Genomic DNA, 17,272 nt, shown 5'->3' with positions numbered 1-17,272 from the left:
CAGGAGTCTTCATGTCCGCCTTACCACTGCAACGGAATGCTTCCGGCCTGGCGCTCGGCCTGGCCATGGCCACCACGACCCTCTTCGCTTCCACCACCCAGGCACAGACGCTGGACATCGGTGTCATGGGCGAGCTGGCGTCCTTCGACACCTCTCAGGTGGCGGGCGGCGTCTGGGAGTCCCAGGTGCTGATGGACGTCTACGAGGGGCTCTTCAAGCTCGCTCCCGATGGCAAGCTGCTGCCAGGCATGGCGACGGATCACGAGGTCTCCGAGGACGGCCGAACCTACACCTTCCACCTGCGCCAGGACGCCCGCTGGTCGGATGGCGAGCCCGTCACCGCCGAGGATTTCGTCACCGGCTGGCGCCATCTGCTGAAGCCCCGCAATGCTTCCAAGTAAGCCTACATGCTGTATCCGGTGGTCAATGCCGAGGCCATCAACCGCGGCGAGATGCCCCCGGAAAAGCTGGGGGTCGAGGCGCTGGATGACGGGCGCACCCTGCGCGTCGAGCTGGAGCATTCCACCCCCTACTTCCCGCAGCTGCTGACCCACTACACGGCCTACCCGTTGCCCACCCATTTGCTCGAAGCGCACGGCAGCGACTGGGTCGACCTCGAGCATACCGCCACCAATGGCGCCTTCACGCCGGTGGAATGGGTCTCCCAGTCGCGCATCAGCGTGGAGCCCAACAGCCAGTACTATGACGCCGAGCAAGTCAGCCTCGAGCGGGTCAATTACCACACCAGCGAAGACCGCAGTGCCGCGCTGTCGCGCTTTCGTGCCGGGGAGCTGGATATCGTCCGCGAATATGCCTCGGAGCGCTATCAGTGGCTGCAGGAGAACCTGCCGGAGGCCACCCGGATGGCGCCCTACCTGGGCAGCTATTACTACGTCTTCAACCACCGCGACGGCCATCCCACCGGTGATGCCCGGGTACGCGAAGCCCTCAGCCTGGCGATTCGCCGCAAGGTCATTGCCGAGCAGTTGATGCAGGGCACCTTCGAGCCCGCCAACGCCTTCGTGCCACCCGGTGTCAACCACTACGAAGGGGTCGATGAGGCGCCCACCGCCGGCAAGATGGAAGCCCGCATGGCGCAGGCCAGAAAGCTGCTGCAAGAGGCCGGTTATGGTCCCGACAACCCCCTGGAGCTGCGCCTGCGCTACAACTCCAGTGAAGAGCACAAGCGCATTGCCGTGGCCATCGCCGCCATGTGGCGGCCGCTGGGCGTCGAGGTCGAGCTGATCAATGCCGAGGCCACGGTGCACTACCAGACCATCGCCGAAGGCGACTTCGATGTAGCCCGGGCCGGCTGGGTCGCCGACTACAATGACGCCGAGAACTTCCTCACCCTGCTCGAGTCCGGCGTGGGCAACAACTACGGCGCCTACGCCAACCCGGCATTCGATGAGTTGCTGGCAGAGGCTGCCCGGACCCAGGACGCCGATGCCCGCCAGGCCCTGCTGGAAGAGGCCGAGACGCTGGCCATGCAGGACCATGCCGTGGCACCGCTGCTCTATTATGTGAGCCGCAACCTGGTCAACCCGGCACTGGATGGCTGGCAGAACAACATCGAGGATGACCATCCCTCGCGCTGGATCAGCTTCGAGGAGTGAGTCCTTGCTGAACTACATTGCCAAACGACTGGCCATGGCGATCCCGACCCTGTGGATCGTCATCACGCTGTCGTTCTTCCTTATGCGGCTCGCCCCGGGCGGCCCCTTCGATGGCGAACGCCAGCTGCCGCCGGAGATCGAGGCCAACCTGATGGCCGCCTATCACCTGGATGAGCCCCTGTGGATGCAGTACCTGCGCTACATGGGCAACCTCCTGCAGGGCGACTTCGGGCCTTCGTTCAAGTACAAGGACTTCTCGGTCACCGAGTTGATCATGCAGGGCTTCCCGGTCAGCCTCGAGCTGGGTGCCCTGGCGATTGGCCTGGCCCTGTTGCTGGGCCTGCCGATGGGCGTGATGGCCGCGCTGAAGCGCAACACTGCCCTGGACTACAGCCTGATGGGCGTGGCGCTGGGCGGCATCGCCATTCCAAACTTCGTGATCGCCCCGCTGATGGCGCTGTTGTTCGGGGTGCTGCTCGGCTGGCTGCCGGTGGGCGGCTGGAACGGCGGCGCCCTGCCCAACCTGGTCCTGCCGGTGGTGGCTCTGGCCATCCAGCAGATTGCCTATGTGGCGCGCATGATGCGCGCCTCGATGATCGAGGTGCTGGGCAGCCACTACATCCGCACCGCAAGGGCCAAGGGGCTGCGCGAGCACGAGGTGATCCTGCGCCATGCGCTGCGGCCGGCCATGCTGCCGGTACTCTCCTACCTGGGGCCCGCCATCGCGGGGATCATCACCGGCTCGGTGGTCATCGAGCAGATCTTCGGCCTGCCGGGCATCGGCCGCTATTTCGTGCAGGGCGCCCTCAACCGCGACTACACCCTGGTGATGGGCACGGTGGTCTTCTACGGCGTGCTGATCGTGCTGATGAACCTGATCGTCGACCTGCTGTATTCCCTGTTCGACCCGCAGATCCGCTATGACGACTGATCGGAGCGCGCCATGACATCCTCTTCCCACGCCAGCACTGATGACCCGAGCACCACCGTCGCCGGTGAGAGCCTGGGCCGCGAGGCCTGGCGCCGCCTGCGTCAAAACCGCGCCGCCATGGCCAGCCTGATTATGCTGGGCGTCATCACTCTGGCCTGCGTCGTCGGCCCCTGGCTGCTGCCCTGGGGACTGGCCGAGGTCGACTGGAACGCCTTCGGTGTGCCGCCGACGCTCGAGGGCAACCACTTCCTGGGCACCGACGCCAATGGCCGCGACCTGCTGACCCGCAGCCTGTACGGCGGCCGCATCTCGCTGTCGGTGGCGCTGGTGGCAACCCTGGTCAGCCTGGTGATCGGCGTGCTCTACGGTGCCATCGCCGGCTACATGGGCGGCCGCGTGGACAGCCTGATGATGCGCTTCGTCGACATCATGTATTCGCTGCCTTTCATGTTCCTGGTGATCCTGCTGATGGTGGTGCTGGGCCGCAACATCCTGCTGATCTACGCCGCCATCGGTGCCGTGGAATGGCTCGACATGGCGCGCATCGTGCGCGGCCAGACGCTCTCGCTGAAGCGCCGCGAGTTCATCGAGGCCGCCCATGCCCTGGGGGTCAGGGACTCGACCATCGTGCTGCGCCACCTGATCCCCAACTCCGTGGGGCCGGTGATCATCTATGTCACCCTGACCGTGCCCAAGGTGATCCTGCTGGAGAGCTTCCTGTCCTTTCTGGGGCTCGGGGTGCAGGAGCCGCTGACCAGCTGGGGGGTACTGATCAGCGAGGGCACCGCCAACATGCAGGGCGCGCCCTGGATGCTGATCGTGCCGGCGGTCTTCCTGGCGGTGACCCTGTTCTGTCTCAACTTTCTCGGTGATGGACTGCGCGATGCCCTCGACCCACGCACCCGTTGAACCGCGCCTCTACCGCACGCCCAGGCCGGCCGCAACGTTCGACACCACTCGCCAGGGGAGGCCGAGATGACCACACCGCTGCTCGAGATCGATAACCTCAGGGTCGACTTCGATCTGCCCACGGGGCCCGTCACCGCGGTCAAGGACGTCAGCTTCTCGATCGGCGAGAACCAGACCCTGGCACTCGTCGGCGAGTCCGGCTCCGGCAAGTCGGTCACCTCCACCGCCGTGATGCGTTTGCTGCCCGAGATGGCTCGCATCTCCGGGAAGATACGCTTCGCCGGTGAAGACCTGACAGAGGCATCGGCATCACGCATTCGCCAGCTGCGCGGCAACGACATCTCGATGATCTTTCAGGAGCCGATGACCTCGCTCAACCCCTTGCAGCGCATCGGCCGCCAGGTCGCCGAAGTGCTGAAGAAGCATCGCAGCATGAGCGGCAAGGCCGCACGGGCCCGGGTGCTGGAACTCCTCGAGCAGGTGGGCATTCCCGAAGCGCAACGCCGCATCGACAGCTATCCCTACGAACTCTCCGGCGGCCAGCGCCAGCGGGTGATGATCGCCATGGCACTAGCCTGCGAGCCCCGCCTGCTGATCGCCGATGAGCCGACCACCGCCCTGGACGTCACTGTGCAGGCGCAGATACTGGAGCTGCTGCGCGACCTCCAGCGGCGCTATGGCATGGCCATCCTCTTCATCACCCACGATCTGGGGTTGGTGCGACAGTTCGCCGAGCGCGTCTGCGTCATGCGTCATGGCGAGCTGGTCGAGTCGGGCAGCACCGCCGAGGTCTTCGCCGCCCCCCGGCACGACTACACGCGCATGCTGCTGGAGGCCGAGCCACGCGGCCACAAGCCACCGGTAGCCGCGGACGCGCCCCTGTTGCTGCAGGCCAGGAACATGCGGGTGCGCTTCACGACCCGCAAGCGGCTCTTCGCGGCCGACGACGTCTTCGAGGCCGTGCGTGGCATCACGCTAGACGTGCAGCGCGGCCAGACGGTCGGCATCGTCGGCGAGTCCGGCTCCGGCAAGTCGACCCTGGGCCGCGCCCTGCTGCGGCTGCTCGACAGCCAGGGCCAGTTACGCTTCGAGGACACGGACATCTCGGGCTTCGACAAGGCACTGATGCGCCCGCTGCGCTCACGCATGCAGGTAGTCTTTCAGGACCCCTTCGGCTCGCTCTCGCCACGCCTGACCGTAGGCGAGATCATCAGCGAGGGGCTGAGAGTGCACTTCCCCGAGCTGGACCGCCGGGAACGCGAGCGCCGCGTCATCGAGGCGCTGGAGGACGTCGCCCTGGATCCGCTGATGCGCAAGCGCTATCCGCATGAGTTTTCCGGCGGCCAACGCCAGCGCATCGCCATCGCCCGCGCCCTGGTCCTCAAGCCCGACTTCCTGCTGCTCGATGAACCCACCTCGGCGCTGGACCGCTCGGTGCAGGTCACGGTGATCGAGCTGCTGCGCCATCTCCAGGACAAGTACGGGCTGACGTATGTGTTCATCAGCCACGACCTGGCCGTGGTGCGTGCCCTGTCCGATACCGTGCTGGTCATGAAGGACGGCATGGTGGTCGAACAGGGCGCCACCGAAAGCGTATTCGCCAACCCGCGAGAGGCCTATACCCGGGAGCTGATGCGCGCCGCCTTCGTCGACCCCGCCGCCTGAGCCGAAACCGCGGCTGTCACCCTAACGCGCCCCGAAAATAACGAACCCCGGCAGGCCGGGGTTCATCATCTCTGCACATGGATCGGGTGGGATCAGAAGCGATAACCTAGCGAAAGCGCGAAGACATCCGCCGAGACCTCATAGGTACCGGAGAGATCGCCGCGGGTGGCGTTTTCCGGCTTGGCACCGGACTGGTTGATATCGCCATCGTCACCGAAGACCCGCATGTAGCCCGCGGTCACACTGAGGTCGGTGGTCGGCATCCAGGTCGCCCCCAGGGTCGCCCACTGACGGTCGGCATCCGGTACGCGCGGCGTGCGGTGCTCGGCATCCGGCACCGGCGACTCGTCGACACCAACACCGGCCCGCAGCAGCCACTGGCGGTTGACCTTGTAGTTGGCCCCCACGGAGAACGCCCAGGTATCGTTCCAGTTTTCCTCGGTGGTGCTGATGTCCTGACCGCCGGACTCGACGACCAGCTCATCGAAGCTGCTCCACTCGGTCCATTCGGCATTGGCCATCAGCGCGAACCGGTCACTCACCTCATGATAGATGCCCAGGTTCATGTTGGCCGGGGTGGTCAGGTCGGCCGTGCCACCGGCATCACGCCGCTTCCCCATGGCCTGTACGCCGGCCAGCACCTGCTGGCCGGTCGGGTTGTCGGATCGATAGCGGACATCCCCCTCCAGCGTCAGGTCGACTTCCGAGCGATAGCTGATGCCCAGTCGGGTCTGGTCGGTGGCCTGGAACAGCGCCCCCAGGGTGTAGCCGTAGCCCCAGTCATCGCCGGTCACCTCAACCATGCCATCAGCATTGCCGATCGCCGCCTGCGGCAGCTGACCGAGTTTCGCGCCGGCATAACCGAGATCAATGGCTCTGGAGAGGGTGGCATCGGCGTACTGCGCCCGCAGACCAAACGCCAGGTCGAGCCGGTCGGTGGCCTGATAATTGAATGTCGGCTGGATGTCGATGGTTTCGAGCTCGGTCTCGATGGCGTGATAGCGACCGATCCAGTCATTGTCGTACTTGGTCGACAGACCATAGGGCGCCGAGACCGAAAGCCCGAAGTCCATGCGCTCATTGAGGTCGGTCTTGAAGGCGAAGCTCGGCACCCAGGCCTCCTCGCCGCCCTGGCGGGAGACTCCCAGGTTATAACTGTTGTCCTTATCGGCCGGGCTCGCCGACGCATCGGTGAGCTCGAATTGAGCGTCGATGAAAGAGATGCCGCCAGCCAGCTGGGTGCCCTCGGCATTGCCGATGGCCGCCGGGTTGTAGGTCATGTAACTGACATCCTCGGCACCGGCCGCGGCACCGGCCATGGCGTTACCCAGCGCCTTGGCGCTCTGTTCACGCACCTGGAAACCGGACGCCGACGCCTGACTCGCGGCCAGCAGGGCGGACCCCAGGGTCACGGCAACGGTGATCTTGTTGAGCTTGTTATGCATGAGCGGACATCCCTAAACATGATCGATGATTGTTATGACACCAGTCGCAGCACGACCTTATGGCAACAGTGTTTGCGAAACCTCGGCAAAGTCGCAAGTCCAAACGTTTGTTTTAACGCCAAATGGCCTCATACTTTAGTCATACGCCAGTAAATAGCACACGTTTTCAATGTATTACACTGCTACGAGTGCTGCGGCAAAAGACGTTTCAACGGAAGGCATTTCCCCGTGCACTTGACCCTTGTGTAACCCAAGGGTTTTACACTGCTGTCATCGCCACCCCTGGACGAGGGCAAGATGAAAGTCAGCGAATTGGCTCGCAAGGCCGGCGTTACCGCCGAGACGGTGCGCCACTATACCCGGGAGGGCCTCCTGGCCCCGCGGCGGGACCCCCACAACGGCTATCACCTCTTCGATCACACCGATCTGGAGCGTCTGCAGTTCATCCAGCGCGCCCGCACCCTGGGCTTCAGCATCGCCGAGATCCATCAGATCCTCGAGCATGCCGATCAGGGCGATTCGCCCTGCCCGCTGGTGCGAGACCTGATGGCCGAGCGCCTGCCGCAGATCCGCGCCCGCATCCGTGAACTCGAGGAGCTGGCCGCGCGCATGGAGCAAGCGCTGGCGGCCTGGTCCGAGATGCCGGATGGCACACCGGATGGCCATAGTCTGTGCCGGCTGATCGAGAGCTTCCCCGAGCCGCTTTCGAGCGACGCTGAAAAACGACCGGAGGCATCCTCATGAGCACTCTGTTCGAGCGCTGGATTCCCGACATGAGCTGCCAGGCTTGCGTCGGGCGCATGCGTCACGCCATCCGCTCACAGGACGCCGACGCCGAGGTCAGCGGCGAGCCCGCCGACAAGCGGCTGACGGTCACCACCGCGCTGAGCGGCGAGGCCCTGGATGCCGCCCTCGAAGACGCGGGCTACCCGCCCGGGGCTCGTGAGAACGACGCGGCGACAGCCCCCGATGACGAAAACTCGGCGGCGACAGACAGCGCGGATGCCGGCACCACGCAGCGACTGTCGATCACCGGCATGAGCTGTGCCGGCTGTGTGCGCAGTGTGCAGAGCGCCCTGGAAAATACGCCGGGCGTGAGCGCGGCCAGCGTCAACTTCGGCACCCATACCGCCCGGGTCACGGGTACGGCGAGCACCGAGGACCTGGTCACGGCCGTGGAAGGCGTCGGCTATGGCGCCGAGCCGGTGGTCGACATGCGTCAGGCGGAAAAGACTCGTGCCGAGCGTGACAAGGCCGAGTATCGACGCCTGATGCGCGGTGCCGGCGGCGCGCTGGCCCTGGCCGTGCCACTGATGCTCAGCATGTGGTTCTTCCACCCGCCGCCGGTGGGCGGCGGCAGGCTCTACTGGTTGGTGGTCGGCCTGCTGACCCTAGGGGTCCTGATCCTGCCCGGCCGCCATTTCTTCGCCAATGCCTGGAAGAGCCTGCGTCACCGGCAGGCCAACATGGATACCCTGATCGCCATGGGCACCGGCACCGCCTGGCTCTACTCGATGGCGGTAGTGGCCTTCGCCGGCGCCCTGCCTGAAGCGGCACGGGGCATCTACTTCGAGGCCTCGTCGATGGTCATCGGCCTGGTACTGCTGGGCAATGCCCTGGAGCTGCGCGCCCGCGGCAGGACCAGTGAGTCCCTGCGACGCCTGCTCGATCTGCAGAGCCGAACCGCGCGGGTGATCCGAGACGGCGAAGAACAGGAGCTCGACATCGATGCGGTAGGCGCCGGCGATCACCTGCGAGTACGACCCGGCGAGCGCTTCGCAGTGGACGGCGAGGTGCTGGAGGGTTCCAGCCATGTCGACGAATCCATGCTCACCGGCGAGCCAGCACCAGTAGCCAAGGCGATTGGCGATGAGGTCAGTGCCGGCACCGTCAACGGCAAGGGCTCGCTGGTCTACCGGGCCACTCGGGTGGGCGCCGACACCCGCCTCGGCCGCATCACCGAGCAGGTCGCCAACGCCCAGAATTCACGGCCGCCGATTGGCCGGTTGGCCGACCGTATCTCCAGCATTTTCGTGCCAGCGGTGATGATCCTCGCCGTCCTTACCGCTCTGGTGTGGTTCAACCTGGGGCCCGAGCCACGGGTGATTCACATGCTGGTCACCGCCACGACGATTCTGATTATCGCCTGCCCCTGCGCCCTGGGACTCGCGACGCCGATCTCCACCATGGTCGGTATCGGCAAGGCCGCCGAGCACGGCGTCCTGGTGCGCAGCGGCGAGGCCCTGCAGACCGCCAGCCGACTGACCACCCTGGTGGTCGACAAGACCGGCACCCTGACCGAGGGTAGGCCCAGAGTCACCGAAGCCGAGATCCTCGCCGGCGATGAGGCCACCGCGCTCGCCCTGGTGGCCGGGCTGGAGCGCGGCTCCGAACATCCGCTGGCCAGCGCCTTGCTGACCTACACCGAACAGCAGAATGTTGAGGCCGCCGAGATTCACGGCTTCCAGTCGGTGACAGGCGGCGGCGTCAAAGCGCGCACCGGGGAAGGCACCGAGCTGCTGCTGGGCAATGCGCGCCTGCTCAGGGAGCAGGGAGTCGAGCTCGACCCCGGCGCGGCCGTCATCGAGCGACTTCAGCAACAGGCGCGCAGCGTGGTCATGTTGGCCGTGAATGGCCGCCTGACCGCCCTCTTCGGCATCAGCGACCCGCTGCGCGAGGACAGCCGGGCGGCGATCGAGCGGCTGCGTGAGGATGGCCTCAGGGTGGTCATGCTGACCGGTGACAACCACCACACCGCCGCGGCCATTGCCCGCGACGTGGGCATCGACGACTTCCGCGCCGACCTGCTGCCCGAGGACAAGCACGCCGAGATCCAGCACCTGCAGGAACAGGGCGAGGTAGTCGGCATGGTCGGCGACGGCATCAATGATGCCCCGGCACTCGCCCTGGCGGACGTGGGCTTCGCCATCGGCCAGGGCACTGACGTGGCCATCGAGAGTGCCGGCGTCACCCTGATGCGCGACTCACTGCATGGCGTGGTGGCGGCCATCGAGATCAGCCGCGCCACCCTGCGCAACATCCGCCAGAACCTCGTCGGTGCCTTCGGCTACAACCTGATCGGCATCCCCATCGCCGCCGGCGTGCTCTACCCGCTGACCGGCAGCCTGCTGTCCCCCATGATCGCCGGCGTCGCCATGTCGATGTCGTCGATCACCGTGGTCAGCAACGCCAGCCGGCTGCGCCTGTTCACTCCGCGCGACGCCAGCGCGACACAGGAGAGCGCCAAATGAACTGGATCATCAACCTCCTCGGCCTGGCGCTGATCGCGCTGATCGTCTGGTGGTTCTGGCTGGACTGAAGCCAGCGACTGCTAGGCTGAGAGATACTCGGATTAGGGAGGAAGCGGCATGCCACGACTCGATGGTGTACTGGAAACGGCCCTCTACGTCACTGACATGGTCAGGGCCCGTCAATTCTTCGAGGAAGTCATGGGGCTCTCCGCCTTTACCGCCGATCAGCGCATGACCGCCTACGACGCCGGGAGTGGCACCATACTGCTGCTGTTTCTCCAGGGAACGACCACAGAGACCGTGGTGCTGCCCGACAGCATGGGCACCATCCCGCCCCATGACGGCAACGGGCCCGTGCACATGGCCTTCGCCATCAGCGCCGACGTCCTGGCCGAATGGGAGCAGCACCTGACGGGGCATGGCGTCGAAATCGAAGGACAGACGCACTGGACACGCGGCGGTCACAGCCTCTACTTCCGCGACCCGGACGGCCACCTGCTGGAACTCGCTACACCCGGCGTCTGGCCGAATTACTGAAAGAAGAGGGGAAGTGAGGGAAGAGGGAAGAAGTCAGAGGTCAGAAGTCAGAGGTCAGAGGTCAGAGGTCAGAGGTCAGAGGTCAGAGGTCAGAGGTCAGAGGTCAGAGGTCAGAGGTCAGAGGTCAGAGGTCAGAGGTCAGCAAGTGAAGCCCAGTAAGCGACAGTCCGCAAGGCCCTTCCTTCTTCCTTCTTCCTTCTTCCTTCTTCCTTCTTCCTTCTTCCTTCTTCCTTCTTCCTTCTTCCTTCTTCCTTCTTCCTTCTTCCTTCTTCCTTCTTCCTTCTTCAGCCTTCGACTGGTTCTGCATGCTCGATCATCAGTTGCAACGACTCCCGCCCCCGCCAGCGATTGCGGTTCAGCTTGTAGGCGCAGCGAATCCGGTCACCAACCTCGAAGGCCGGTACCTCGCCCGGGGTCAGGGCGCGGAACCAGATGGCGCGCACACTGACCGCGCCCAGCGACAGTTCGAGCATCAGGTGGCTGCCGTCGGCGCCCACGGGGCGCAGGTTTTCCACCCGCAGTACGCCTTCGAACAGTGGCGCATCGAATTCGCGGCCGAAGGGGCCGAGGGTCTCGAGTTCATCCAGGGTGTGCAGGCCCAGCTGGTTCGCCTCGAGCTCGCCGTCGGTGAAGACCCGCGGAGCGAGCTCCAGGTCGCCGAGCTGTTCGCTCACAGCCTGTAGCAGGGCCTGGCGGAAGTCCTCGACGGCCTCGCGCGGCACCCCGACGCCGGCCGCCCCACGATGGCCGCCGAAGCGCGGCAGGCTGTGAGGCGCCAGATCATGGGCGCGCTGCAGAGCGTCGCGCAGATGCAGCGCCTCGATGGAGCGCCCGGAGCCGGTCAGCATGCCGGGCTGGGCGGCCTGGGTCAGCACCAGGGCCGGCCGGCCATAGGCCTGCACCAGCCGCGAGGCGACGATGCCCTGCACGCCGGGATGACCGTCCTCGAGCAGCACCAGCAACAGCGGCGAGCCCGCTTCCAGCTCGGCCATGGCCAGGCTGCGTGCCGTTTCGGTCATGTCGGCCTCGATGGCCTTGCGCGACTGGTTGTCCTGATCCAGCGTCTCGAGGTGCCGCGCCGCCGTGCTGTCATCCGCCGCCAGCATGAAGTGCAGCGCCGCATAGGGGTCATCCAGACGCGAGCGGGCGTTGATGCGCGGCCCCATCTGGAAGGCCAGGGTCTCGGCATCGAAGGGCACGCTGTCATCCCCCAGGCGCTGGGCCATGGTGCGCCAGCAGGCGGCTTCCATGCGATTGATCAGGGTCAGGCCATGGGCGACCACGGCACGATTCGAGGCACTGGCGCCCAGCGACACGCAGTCGGCCACCGTGCCCAGGGCCACATAGGAGAGCCAGGGGGAGAGCTTGGGCGTGGAGGACTCGAGCACGCCCCAGTCGATCAGCACGCTGCGCGTCAGCGACATGACCAGCCAGGCCACCATGCAGCCGGCGATGGTCGGGTCGGGATAGTGGCAGTCATCGCGGGTCGGGTTGACGGTGGCATAGGCCGACGCCGGCGGCCCCTCGCTGGGCAGGGCATGGTGATCGCTGACCACCACGTCGATGCCGGCGTCGCGCAGCCGGGCGATCCGCGGCTCGTCGCTGCTGCCGCAGTCGGCGGTGATCACCAGGCTGGGGCGTGGCGACAGCGCCAGGGTGCGCTCGACCAGCGGCAGGCTGATGCCATAGCCGTCATGGATGCGGTGGCCAATCAGGCTGTGCAGCCGGTTCTCGGGGATGCCGAAGAGTTCGTTGAGGGTGCGCCGAAGCACCACATGCGAGGTGATGCCATCCACGTCGTAGTCGGTGAGGATGCCGATATGCTCACCCTCGGTCACCGCCTGGGCGATACGCTCGGCGGCGCGGCGAGCATCCTGGAGCCGTTCGGGATGCGCCAGATGACGCAGACTGGGGGCGACCAGAGGCCCCAGCTCACCCTCATGCCCGGCCAGCCGGCCGGCCAGGATACGCGCCTGCAACGGCGTCAGCCCCTCGGCCAGCGCACGCTGCTCCACTGCCTCGTCACGCGGGCGAGGCTGGATACGCGGCTTGAGGCATTCATGCAGATCGACAGGGGCGTTCACACCTGGCTCCTCTGGGTTCACGAGGCAATGGATGCAAGATGGCACCGCCGCAAGCGAGAGGCGCCGGGGACAGGCCTGCCCCACCACCCTCGCTGCGTTTCACTTACAGCTTACGGCTTACGGCTTAAGGCTTTAACGCCGCTTCTCGGCGACGAACTTCTGCACTTCGGCAAGCTCCGCCGGCAGCGCCGTGTAGCGCTCATCGCACTCCAGCAGGTCCTCCATGTGCGGCGGCAAGGGCACGCCCGGGAAGCCGGCCTTGACCACCGCCTCGGCGAACTTCGCCGGGTGCGCCGTGGCCAGGGTCACCATCGGCACGCTCGGGTCGCCACGCTGGCATTCGGCGGCACGATAGCCGGTGGCCGTGTGCGGATCCAGGGTCTCCTGGGTGCGCTGGTGCGCCTCGCGGATGACTTCCAGAATCGTGGCGTCATCGATGCTGTGGCTGACGAACATCTCGCGCAGGCGCGTCAGCGGGGCATCGGCCAGGGCCGACGGCTCGTGCTGGAAGCGCTCGAGCAGCTCGGCCACGGCATCGCCGTCACGCTGATAGGCCTCGAACAGCAAACGCTCGAAGTTGGACGACACCACGATGTCCATGGACGGCGCCAGGGTCGCGACCAGCTCCTTCTTCGAGAAGTCGTTGTCGGCCAGAGTCCGATGCAGGATGTCGTTGGCATTGGTGGCAATCACGAATCGCTCCACCGGCAGCCCCATGCGAAACGCCATGTAGCCGGCGAAGACATTGCCGAAGTTGGCCGAGGGCACACAGAAGGCGGTCTTGCGATGTGGCGCGCCGAGTGCCACGGCGGAGGCCACGTAGTAGACGATCTGGGCCATGATGCGCGCCCAGTTGATCGAATTGACCGCCACCAGGCGCGTGCCGTTGAGGAAGGACTGGTCGGCGAAGCTGGCCTTGACCATCGCCTGGGCATCGTCGAAATTGCCCTCGATGGCGATGTTGAAGACATTGTCGGCCTGCACCGAGGTCATCTGACGGCGCTGGACCTCGGAGACCCGCTGGTGCGGATGCAGGATGAAGATATCCAGGTTGTCGCAGTGCCGGCAGCCCTCGATGGCCGCCGAGCCGGTATCCCCGGACGTCGCCCCCATGATCACCGCCCGCTCGCCACGCTTGGCGAGGAAATGATCGAGCAGGCGCCCCAGCAACTGCAGGGCCACATCCTTGAACGCCAGCGTCGGGCCATGGAACAGCTCGAGCAGGTAATGATTGGCATCCAGCTGGTTCAGCGGCACCACGGCGTCGTGGTTGAAGGTCGAGTAGGCATCGCGGACGATCTCCCGAAAGGTCTCGTCATCGATCTCCCCGCCCACGTAAGGCTTCATGACCCGGAAGGCAATCTCGGCATAGGAGCAGCCCGCCATGTCGGCCAGCTCCTCGTAGCTGAGCTGCGGGACCTGCTCCGGCACATAGAGCCCACCATCACTGGCCATGCCGGTCAGCACGACCTCTTCAAAGGAAAGCGCAGGCGCCTGCCCGCGGGTACTGATATAACGCATGCTCGGTTTCCTCGCTAGAAGGAAGAGCGCCCGGACTGCGTCCGGGCTGGAAGAGTGAAGAGCAAAGAACGGCGCTTCGCGCCTTGAGGAGGGAAGAATACCCTGGGCACCCAGGTCGCTAGACTAGCCTGGCTCCCTCTTCCCTCTTCCCTCTTCCTTCTTCCGTCCTGGATTATTCCTGCTCGTCGAGGCTTTCGACGCGGATGCGCGTGACCGAGCCGGCGATGTCGGCCATGGCCTCGATGCGGCGGATGGCTTCGTTCATGTGCTTCTCGCGGGTCATGTGCGTCAGCAGGATGATCGGCACCAACTCACCTTCCGTGATTTCCTTTTGCACCAGCGCCTCGATGGAAATGCCTTCCTCGGAAAGGATGGTCGCCACGCGGGCCAGCACGCCGGGGCGGTCCACGGCCAGCAGGCGCAGGTAGTAGGCGGTGTCGATCTCTTCCATCGGCATGATCTGCGGCTGATCATCGACCTCGTCGATGCCGCTGAATGCCAGATAGGGCACGCGATAGCGATGATCGGTGGAGATGTCCCGCGCCACGTCGAGAATATCGGCGACCACGGCAGAAGCCGTCGGCTCGGCGCCGGCGCCCGGTCCGTAGTAGAGCGTCGGCCCCACGGCGTCGCCCATCACGGCGATGGCATTCTTGACCCCATGCACATTGGCCAGCAGGCGCTCCTTGGGAATCAGCGTCGGATGCACGCGTAGCTCGACGCCCGTCTCGGTGCGCTTGGAGATACCCAGGTGCTTGATCACATAGCCCAGGTTGTCGGCCTGCTCGACGTCCTCGGCGGTGACCCGCGAGATGCCCTCGGTAAAGGCCTTGTCGAACTGCAGCGGCAGGCCATAAGCGATGGACGCCAAGATAGTCAGCTTGTGCGCGGCGTCGATGCCCTCGACGTCGAAGGTCGGGTCGGACTCGGCATAGCCCAGTGCCTGCGCCTCGGCCAACACGTCCTCGAAGGCCCGGCCTTCATCACGCATGTGCGTGAGAATGTAGTTGCCGGTGCCGTTGATGATGCCGGCCAGCCACTCGATGCGGTTGGCGCCGAGGCCTTCGCGCAGCGACTTGATAACCGGGATGCCACCCGCCACGGCGGCTTCGAAGGCCACGATCACGCCCTTCTCATGCGCCGCCTGGAAGATTTCATTGCCGTGAACCGCGATCAGTGCCTTGTTGGCGGTGACCACGTGCTTGCCGTTGTCGATCGCGGCCAGCACCAGCTCACGCGCTACGTCATAGCCACCGATCAGCTCGACGACAACATCAATATCCGGATTGGCGGCCAGCTCGAAGACATCCTGTGTCGTCTTGATGCCGGTGATGTCGCACTCGGGATTGGAGCTACGATAGGCCACCTGCTCAATCACGATGGGCCGCCCCGCCCGCCGGGCGATGTCATTGGCGTTACGCGTCAGCACGTTGAAGGTCCCACCTCCGACAGTGCCCAGGCCACAGATTCCCACTCTCACCGGATTCAATGTCATTCCCCTTTCATTCTGGCGTGTATCCAAGCTTGGCGAGGCAGGGCTCGCCGCCGATCCAGGTGGGACCGGTCATGTCGATTATTTCAGGCCTAGCATGCTGGCCAGACGCTCCGCCGGCACATAGCCGGCCACCAGGCTGCCATCGGGCATGATGATAGCCGGTGTCCCCTGGACACCGAGCTCGAGACCCAGATGATACTGTTCCTCGACCGGATTGTCGCAGTTTGCGTCACTTTCCAGCGACTCGTCACCAAACACGGCCGACATGGCCTCGCTGGAATTCTCGGCGCACCAGATCTTCTGAAGCTCCCGCGCCCCCGGAGATTCCAGCCCGCCACGTGGAAATGCCAGGTAATCGACCTCAATCCCGAGCTCATTGAAACGCGACATCTCGTCATGCAGCCGCTCGCAGTACGGGCAGGTAGTGTCGGTGAAGACGACGACACGGGCCCGCGTCTCGTCGGTACTGCGGAAGGTGACGCGCTTGTCGTCGGGCACCGCCTCAAGGCGTTCCTGGCGCTCGGCATTGCGCGTCTTTTCCGTGAGGTTCACAAGCCCGGTGTCGGTCTTCTCATAGAGGTCGCCGACCAGGAAATAATTGCCCTCGGCATTGGTGTAGAAGGTTTCCCCGGTCTCCAGACGGACTTCGTAGATATCCGTCATGGTCGTCTCGCGCACGTCTTTCACCGGCATGCTGTGCCCGGAGACCTCGATGGACTCGAGGGACTCGGGCACCGCTGCCCAGCCGAGGGAAGGCAACGCCAGGAGGGCGGCGAACAGACCGCTGGCCCGGGGGAGGAAGGGTTTTCTCATGATTCAGCCTCGAGGGTGATGTTCGGCGTGCAGGGCCTCGAGCCGGACCTGCGCCACATGGGTGTATATCTGGGTCGTGGAAAGGTCGCTGTGACCCAGTAACAACTGTACGACACGCAGATTGGCTCCATGATTCAATAAATGCGTTGCGAAGGCATGCCGCAGGGTGTGCGGCGACAGGCCGCGCTCGATGCCGGCGCTGCGGGCATGCGCCTTGATACGATACCAGAAGGCCTGGCGCGTCAGGCAGGCATCCCCTCTGCCGGGAAACAGGGCGGGACGTGTGACATCCTGCATCAGGGCGCCACGGCCGCTGCGCAGATAGCGCGACAGCCAGTCCACGGCCTCTTCGCCCAGCGGCACCAGGCGCTCTGTGTCGCCCTTGCCGCGCACACGCACCACGCCCTGACGCAGATTGAGGGCGTCGGTGGTGAGCCCCACCAGTTCGGTGACGCGCAGCCCCGCCCCATACAGCACCTCGAGCATGGCGCGGTCACGCAGCCCCAGTCCGGTCTTCACATCCGGCGCCTCGAGCAGGCGCTCCACCTCGTCCTCCTCCAGGGTGTCGGGCAAGGAAGGGGCCACTCTGGGCAGGCGAACCTCGGCGAGAGGATCATGGTCGATGCGCCCTTCCCCCAGCGCCCACTGGTAAAAACCGCGCAGGCTGGACAAGAGGCGTGCATTGCTGCGGAGCTTGTAGCCCTCCTGGCGACGCCGCTCCAGCCAGTTGGCCAGAGCTTTCCCCGGGGGCGCGAGCAGGCTTGCCTGGTACTCGGCAAGTTGCCACTGCCAGGCCTGAAGGTCATGACGGTAAGCACTGAGGGTATTGTCACTGGCCCCTCGCTCCAGCCAGAGACTATCGAGGAAGGCATCGATCAGGGCAGAGTCATCGTGTGCTGCCGACATGTGGTCTTGCCTCGCCTGGGACATCATTGCGGGTCACCGTATACACAAAACCCCGCCCCGCAGAAGCGGTGACGGGGCAGCAGGGGACGGGCGCACAAG

Annotated in this window: 13 protein-coding genes and 1 pseudogene; 7 read left to right on the top strand and 7 right to left on the bottom strand. The window is 65.3% G+C overall.

Annotation, left to right across the window (positions count from 1 at the left end; all coding sequences use genetic code 11):
- The first annotated feature begins 11 nt into the window (after positions 1-11).
- The 4 genes and pseudogenes from QWY74_RS10685 (at position 12) to QWY74_RS10670 (ending at position 5,121) form a co-directional block, all read left to right on the top strand.
- Positions 12-1,616 (top strand): annotated as a pseudogene (locus tag QWY74_RS10685) (peptide ABC transporter substrate-binding protein).
- Between the two features lie 4 nt (positions 1,617-1,620).
- Positions 1,621-2,547, top strand: coding sequence for an oligopeptide ABC transporter permease OppB (gene oppB, locus QWY74_RS10680; protein ID WP_264826394.1), 927 nt, complete (start codon positions 1,621-1,623; stop codon positions 2,545-2,547).
- 12 nt (positions 2,548-2,559) lie between these two features.
- Positions 2,560-3,456, top strand: coding sequence for an ABC transporter permease subunit (locus tag QWY74_RS10675; protein ID WP_290314295.1), 897 nt, complete (start codon positions 2,560-2,562; stop codon positions 3,454-3,456).
- Between the two features lie 66 nt (positions 3,457-3,522).
- Entirely contained in the window at positions 3,523-5,121 is a 1,599-nt protein-coding gene (locus QWY74_RS10670; protein WP_264826396.1) for an ABC transporter ATP-binding protein, read from the top strand.
- Between the two features lie 92 nt (positions 5,122-5,213).
- Here QWY74_RS10670 and QWY74_RS10665 read toward each other — a convergent pair whose 3' ends face one another.
- Entirely contained in the window at positions 5,214-6,566 is a 1,353-nt protein-coding gene (locus QWY74_RS10665; protein ID WP_290314294.1) for an OmpP1/FadL family transporter, read from the bottom strand.
- A gap of 297 nt (positions 6,567-6,863) precedes the next feature.
- Between QWY74_RS10665 and QWY74_RS10660 the strand changes: the two genes are divergently transcribed.
- The 3 genes from QWY74_RS10660 to QWY74_RS10650 all read left to right on the top strand — a co-directional run bounded on the left by QWY74_RS10660 (position 6,864) and on the right by QWY74_RS10650 (position 10,354).
- The gene (locus tag QWY74_RS10660) at positions 6,864-7,310 is read left to right on the top strand and encodes a MerR family transcriptional regulator (protein ID WP_264826398.1); all 447 of its coding nucleotides are present in this window, start codon (positions 6,864-6,866) and stop codon (positions 7,308-7,310) included.
- Positions 7,307-9,817, top strand: coding sequence for a heavy metal translocating P-type ATPase (locus tag QWY74_RS10655; protein ID WP_264826399.1), 2,511 nt, complete (start codon positions 7,307-7,309; stop codon positions 9,815-9,817). The genes QWY74_RS10660 and QWY74_RS10655 overlap by 4 nt, the downstream gene beginning before the upstream one ends.
- Before the next feature lie 117 nt (positions 9,818-9,934).
- A complete protein-coding gene (locus QWY74_RS10650; protein ID WP_264826400.1) occupies positions 9,935-10,354 on the top strand; it encodes a VOC family protein in 420 nt (139 codons plus the stop codon).
- Positions 10,355-10,478: 124 nt separating this feature from the next.
- Here QWY74_RS10650 and QWY74_RS10645 read toward each other — a convergent pair whose 3' ends face one another.
- The 6 genes from QWY74_RS10645 to xerD form a co-directional block, all read right to left on the bottom strand.
- Positions 10,479-10,661, bottom strand: coding sequence for a hypothetical protein (locus tag QWY74_RS10645; protein WP_290314293.1), 183 nt, complete (start codon positions 10,659-10,661; stop codon positions 10,479-10,481).
- Positions 10,639-12,438, bottom strand: a complete 1,800-nt coding sequence (gene recJ, locus QWY74_RS10640) for a single-stranded-DNA-specific exonuclease RecJ (RefSeq protein ID WP_264826401.1) — start codon at positions 12,436-12,438, stop codon at positions 10,639-10,641. Before recJ ends, QWY74_RS10645 begins: the two co-directional genes overlap by 23 nt.
- Before the next feature lie 132 nt (positions 12,439-12,570).
- Positions 12,571-13,959: a threonine synthase gene (thrC, locus tag QWY74_RS10635; protein WP_264826402.1), complete on the bottom strand. Its 1,389-nt coding sequence runs from the start codon at positions 13,957-13,959 to the stop codon at positions 12,571-12,573.
- A gap of 172 nt (positions 13,960-14,131) precedes the next feature.
- Positions 14,132-15,448: a homoserine dehydrogenase gene (locus QWY74_RS10630; protein WP_264826486.1), complete on the bottom strand. Its 1,317-nt coding sequence runs from the start codon at positions 15,446-15,448 to the stop codon at positions 14,132-14,134.
- Positions 15,449-15,532: 84 nt separating this feature from the next.
- A complete protein-coding gene (locus QWY74_RS10625) occupies positions 15,533-16,267 on the bottom strand; it encodes a DsbC family protein (RefSeq protein ID WP_264826403.1) in 735 nt (244 codons plus the stop codon).
- Between the two features lie 3 nt (positions 16,268-16,270).
- A complete protein-coding gene (gene xerD, locus QWY74_RS10620; RefSeq protein ID WP_264826404.1) occupies positions 16,271-17,173 on the bottom strand; it encodes a site-specific tyrosine recombinase XerD in 903 nt (300 codons plus the stop codon).
- Positions 17,174-17,272: the final 99 nt, after the last annotated feature.

The sequence above is a fragment of the Halomonas almeriensis genome, assembly GCF_030409235.1.
GTDB lineage: Bacteria > Pseudomonadota > Gammaproteobacteria > Pseudomonadales > Halomonadaceae > Halomonas > Halomonas almeriensis.
Note: the sequence above shows the minus strand (reverse complement) of the source record. Positions and strands in the feature narration are given on the sequence as shown.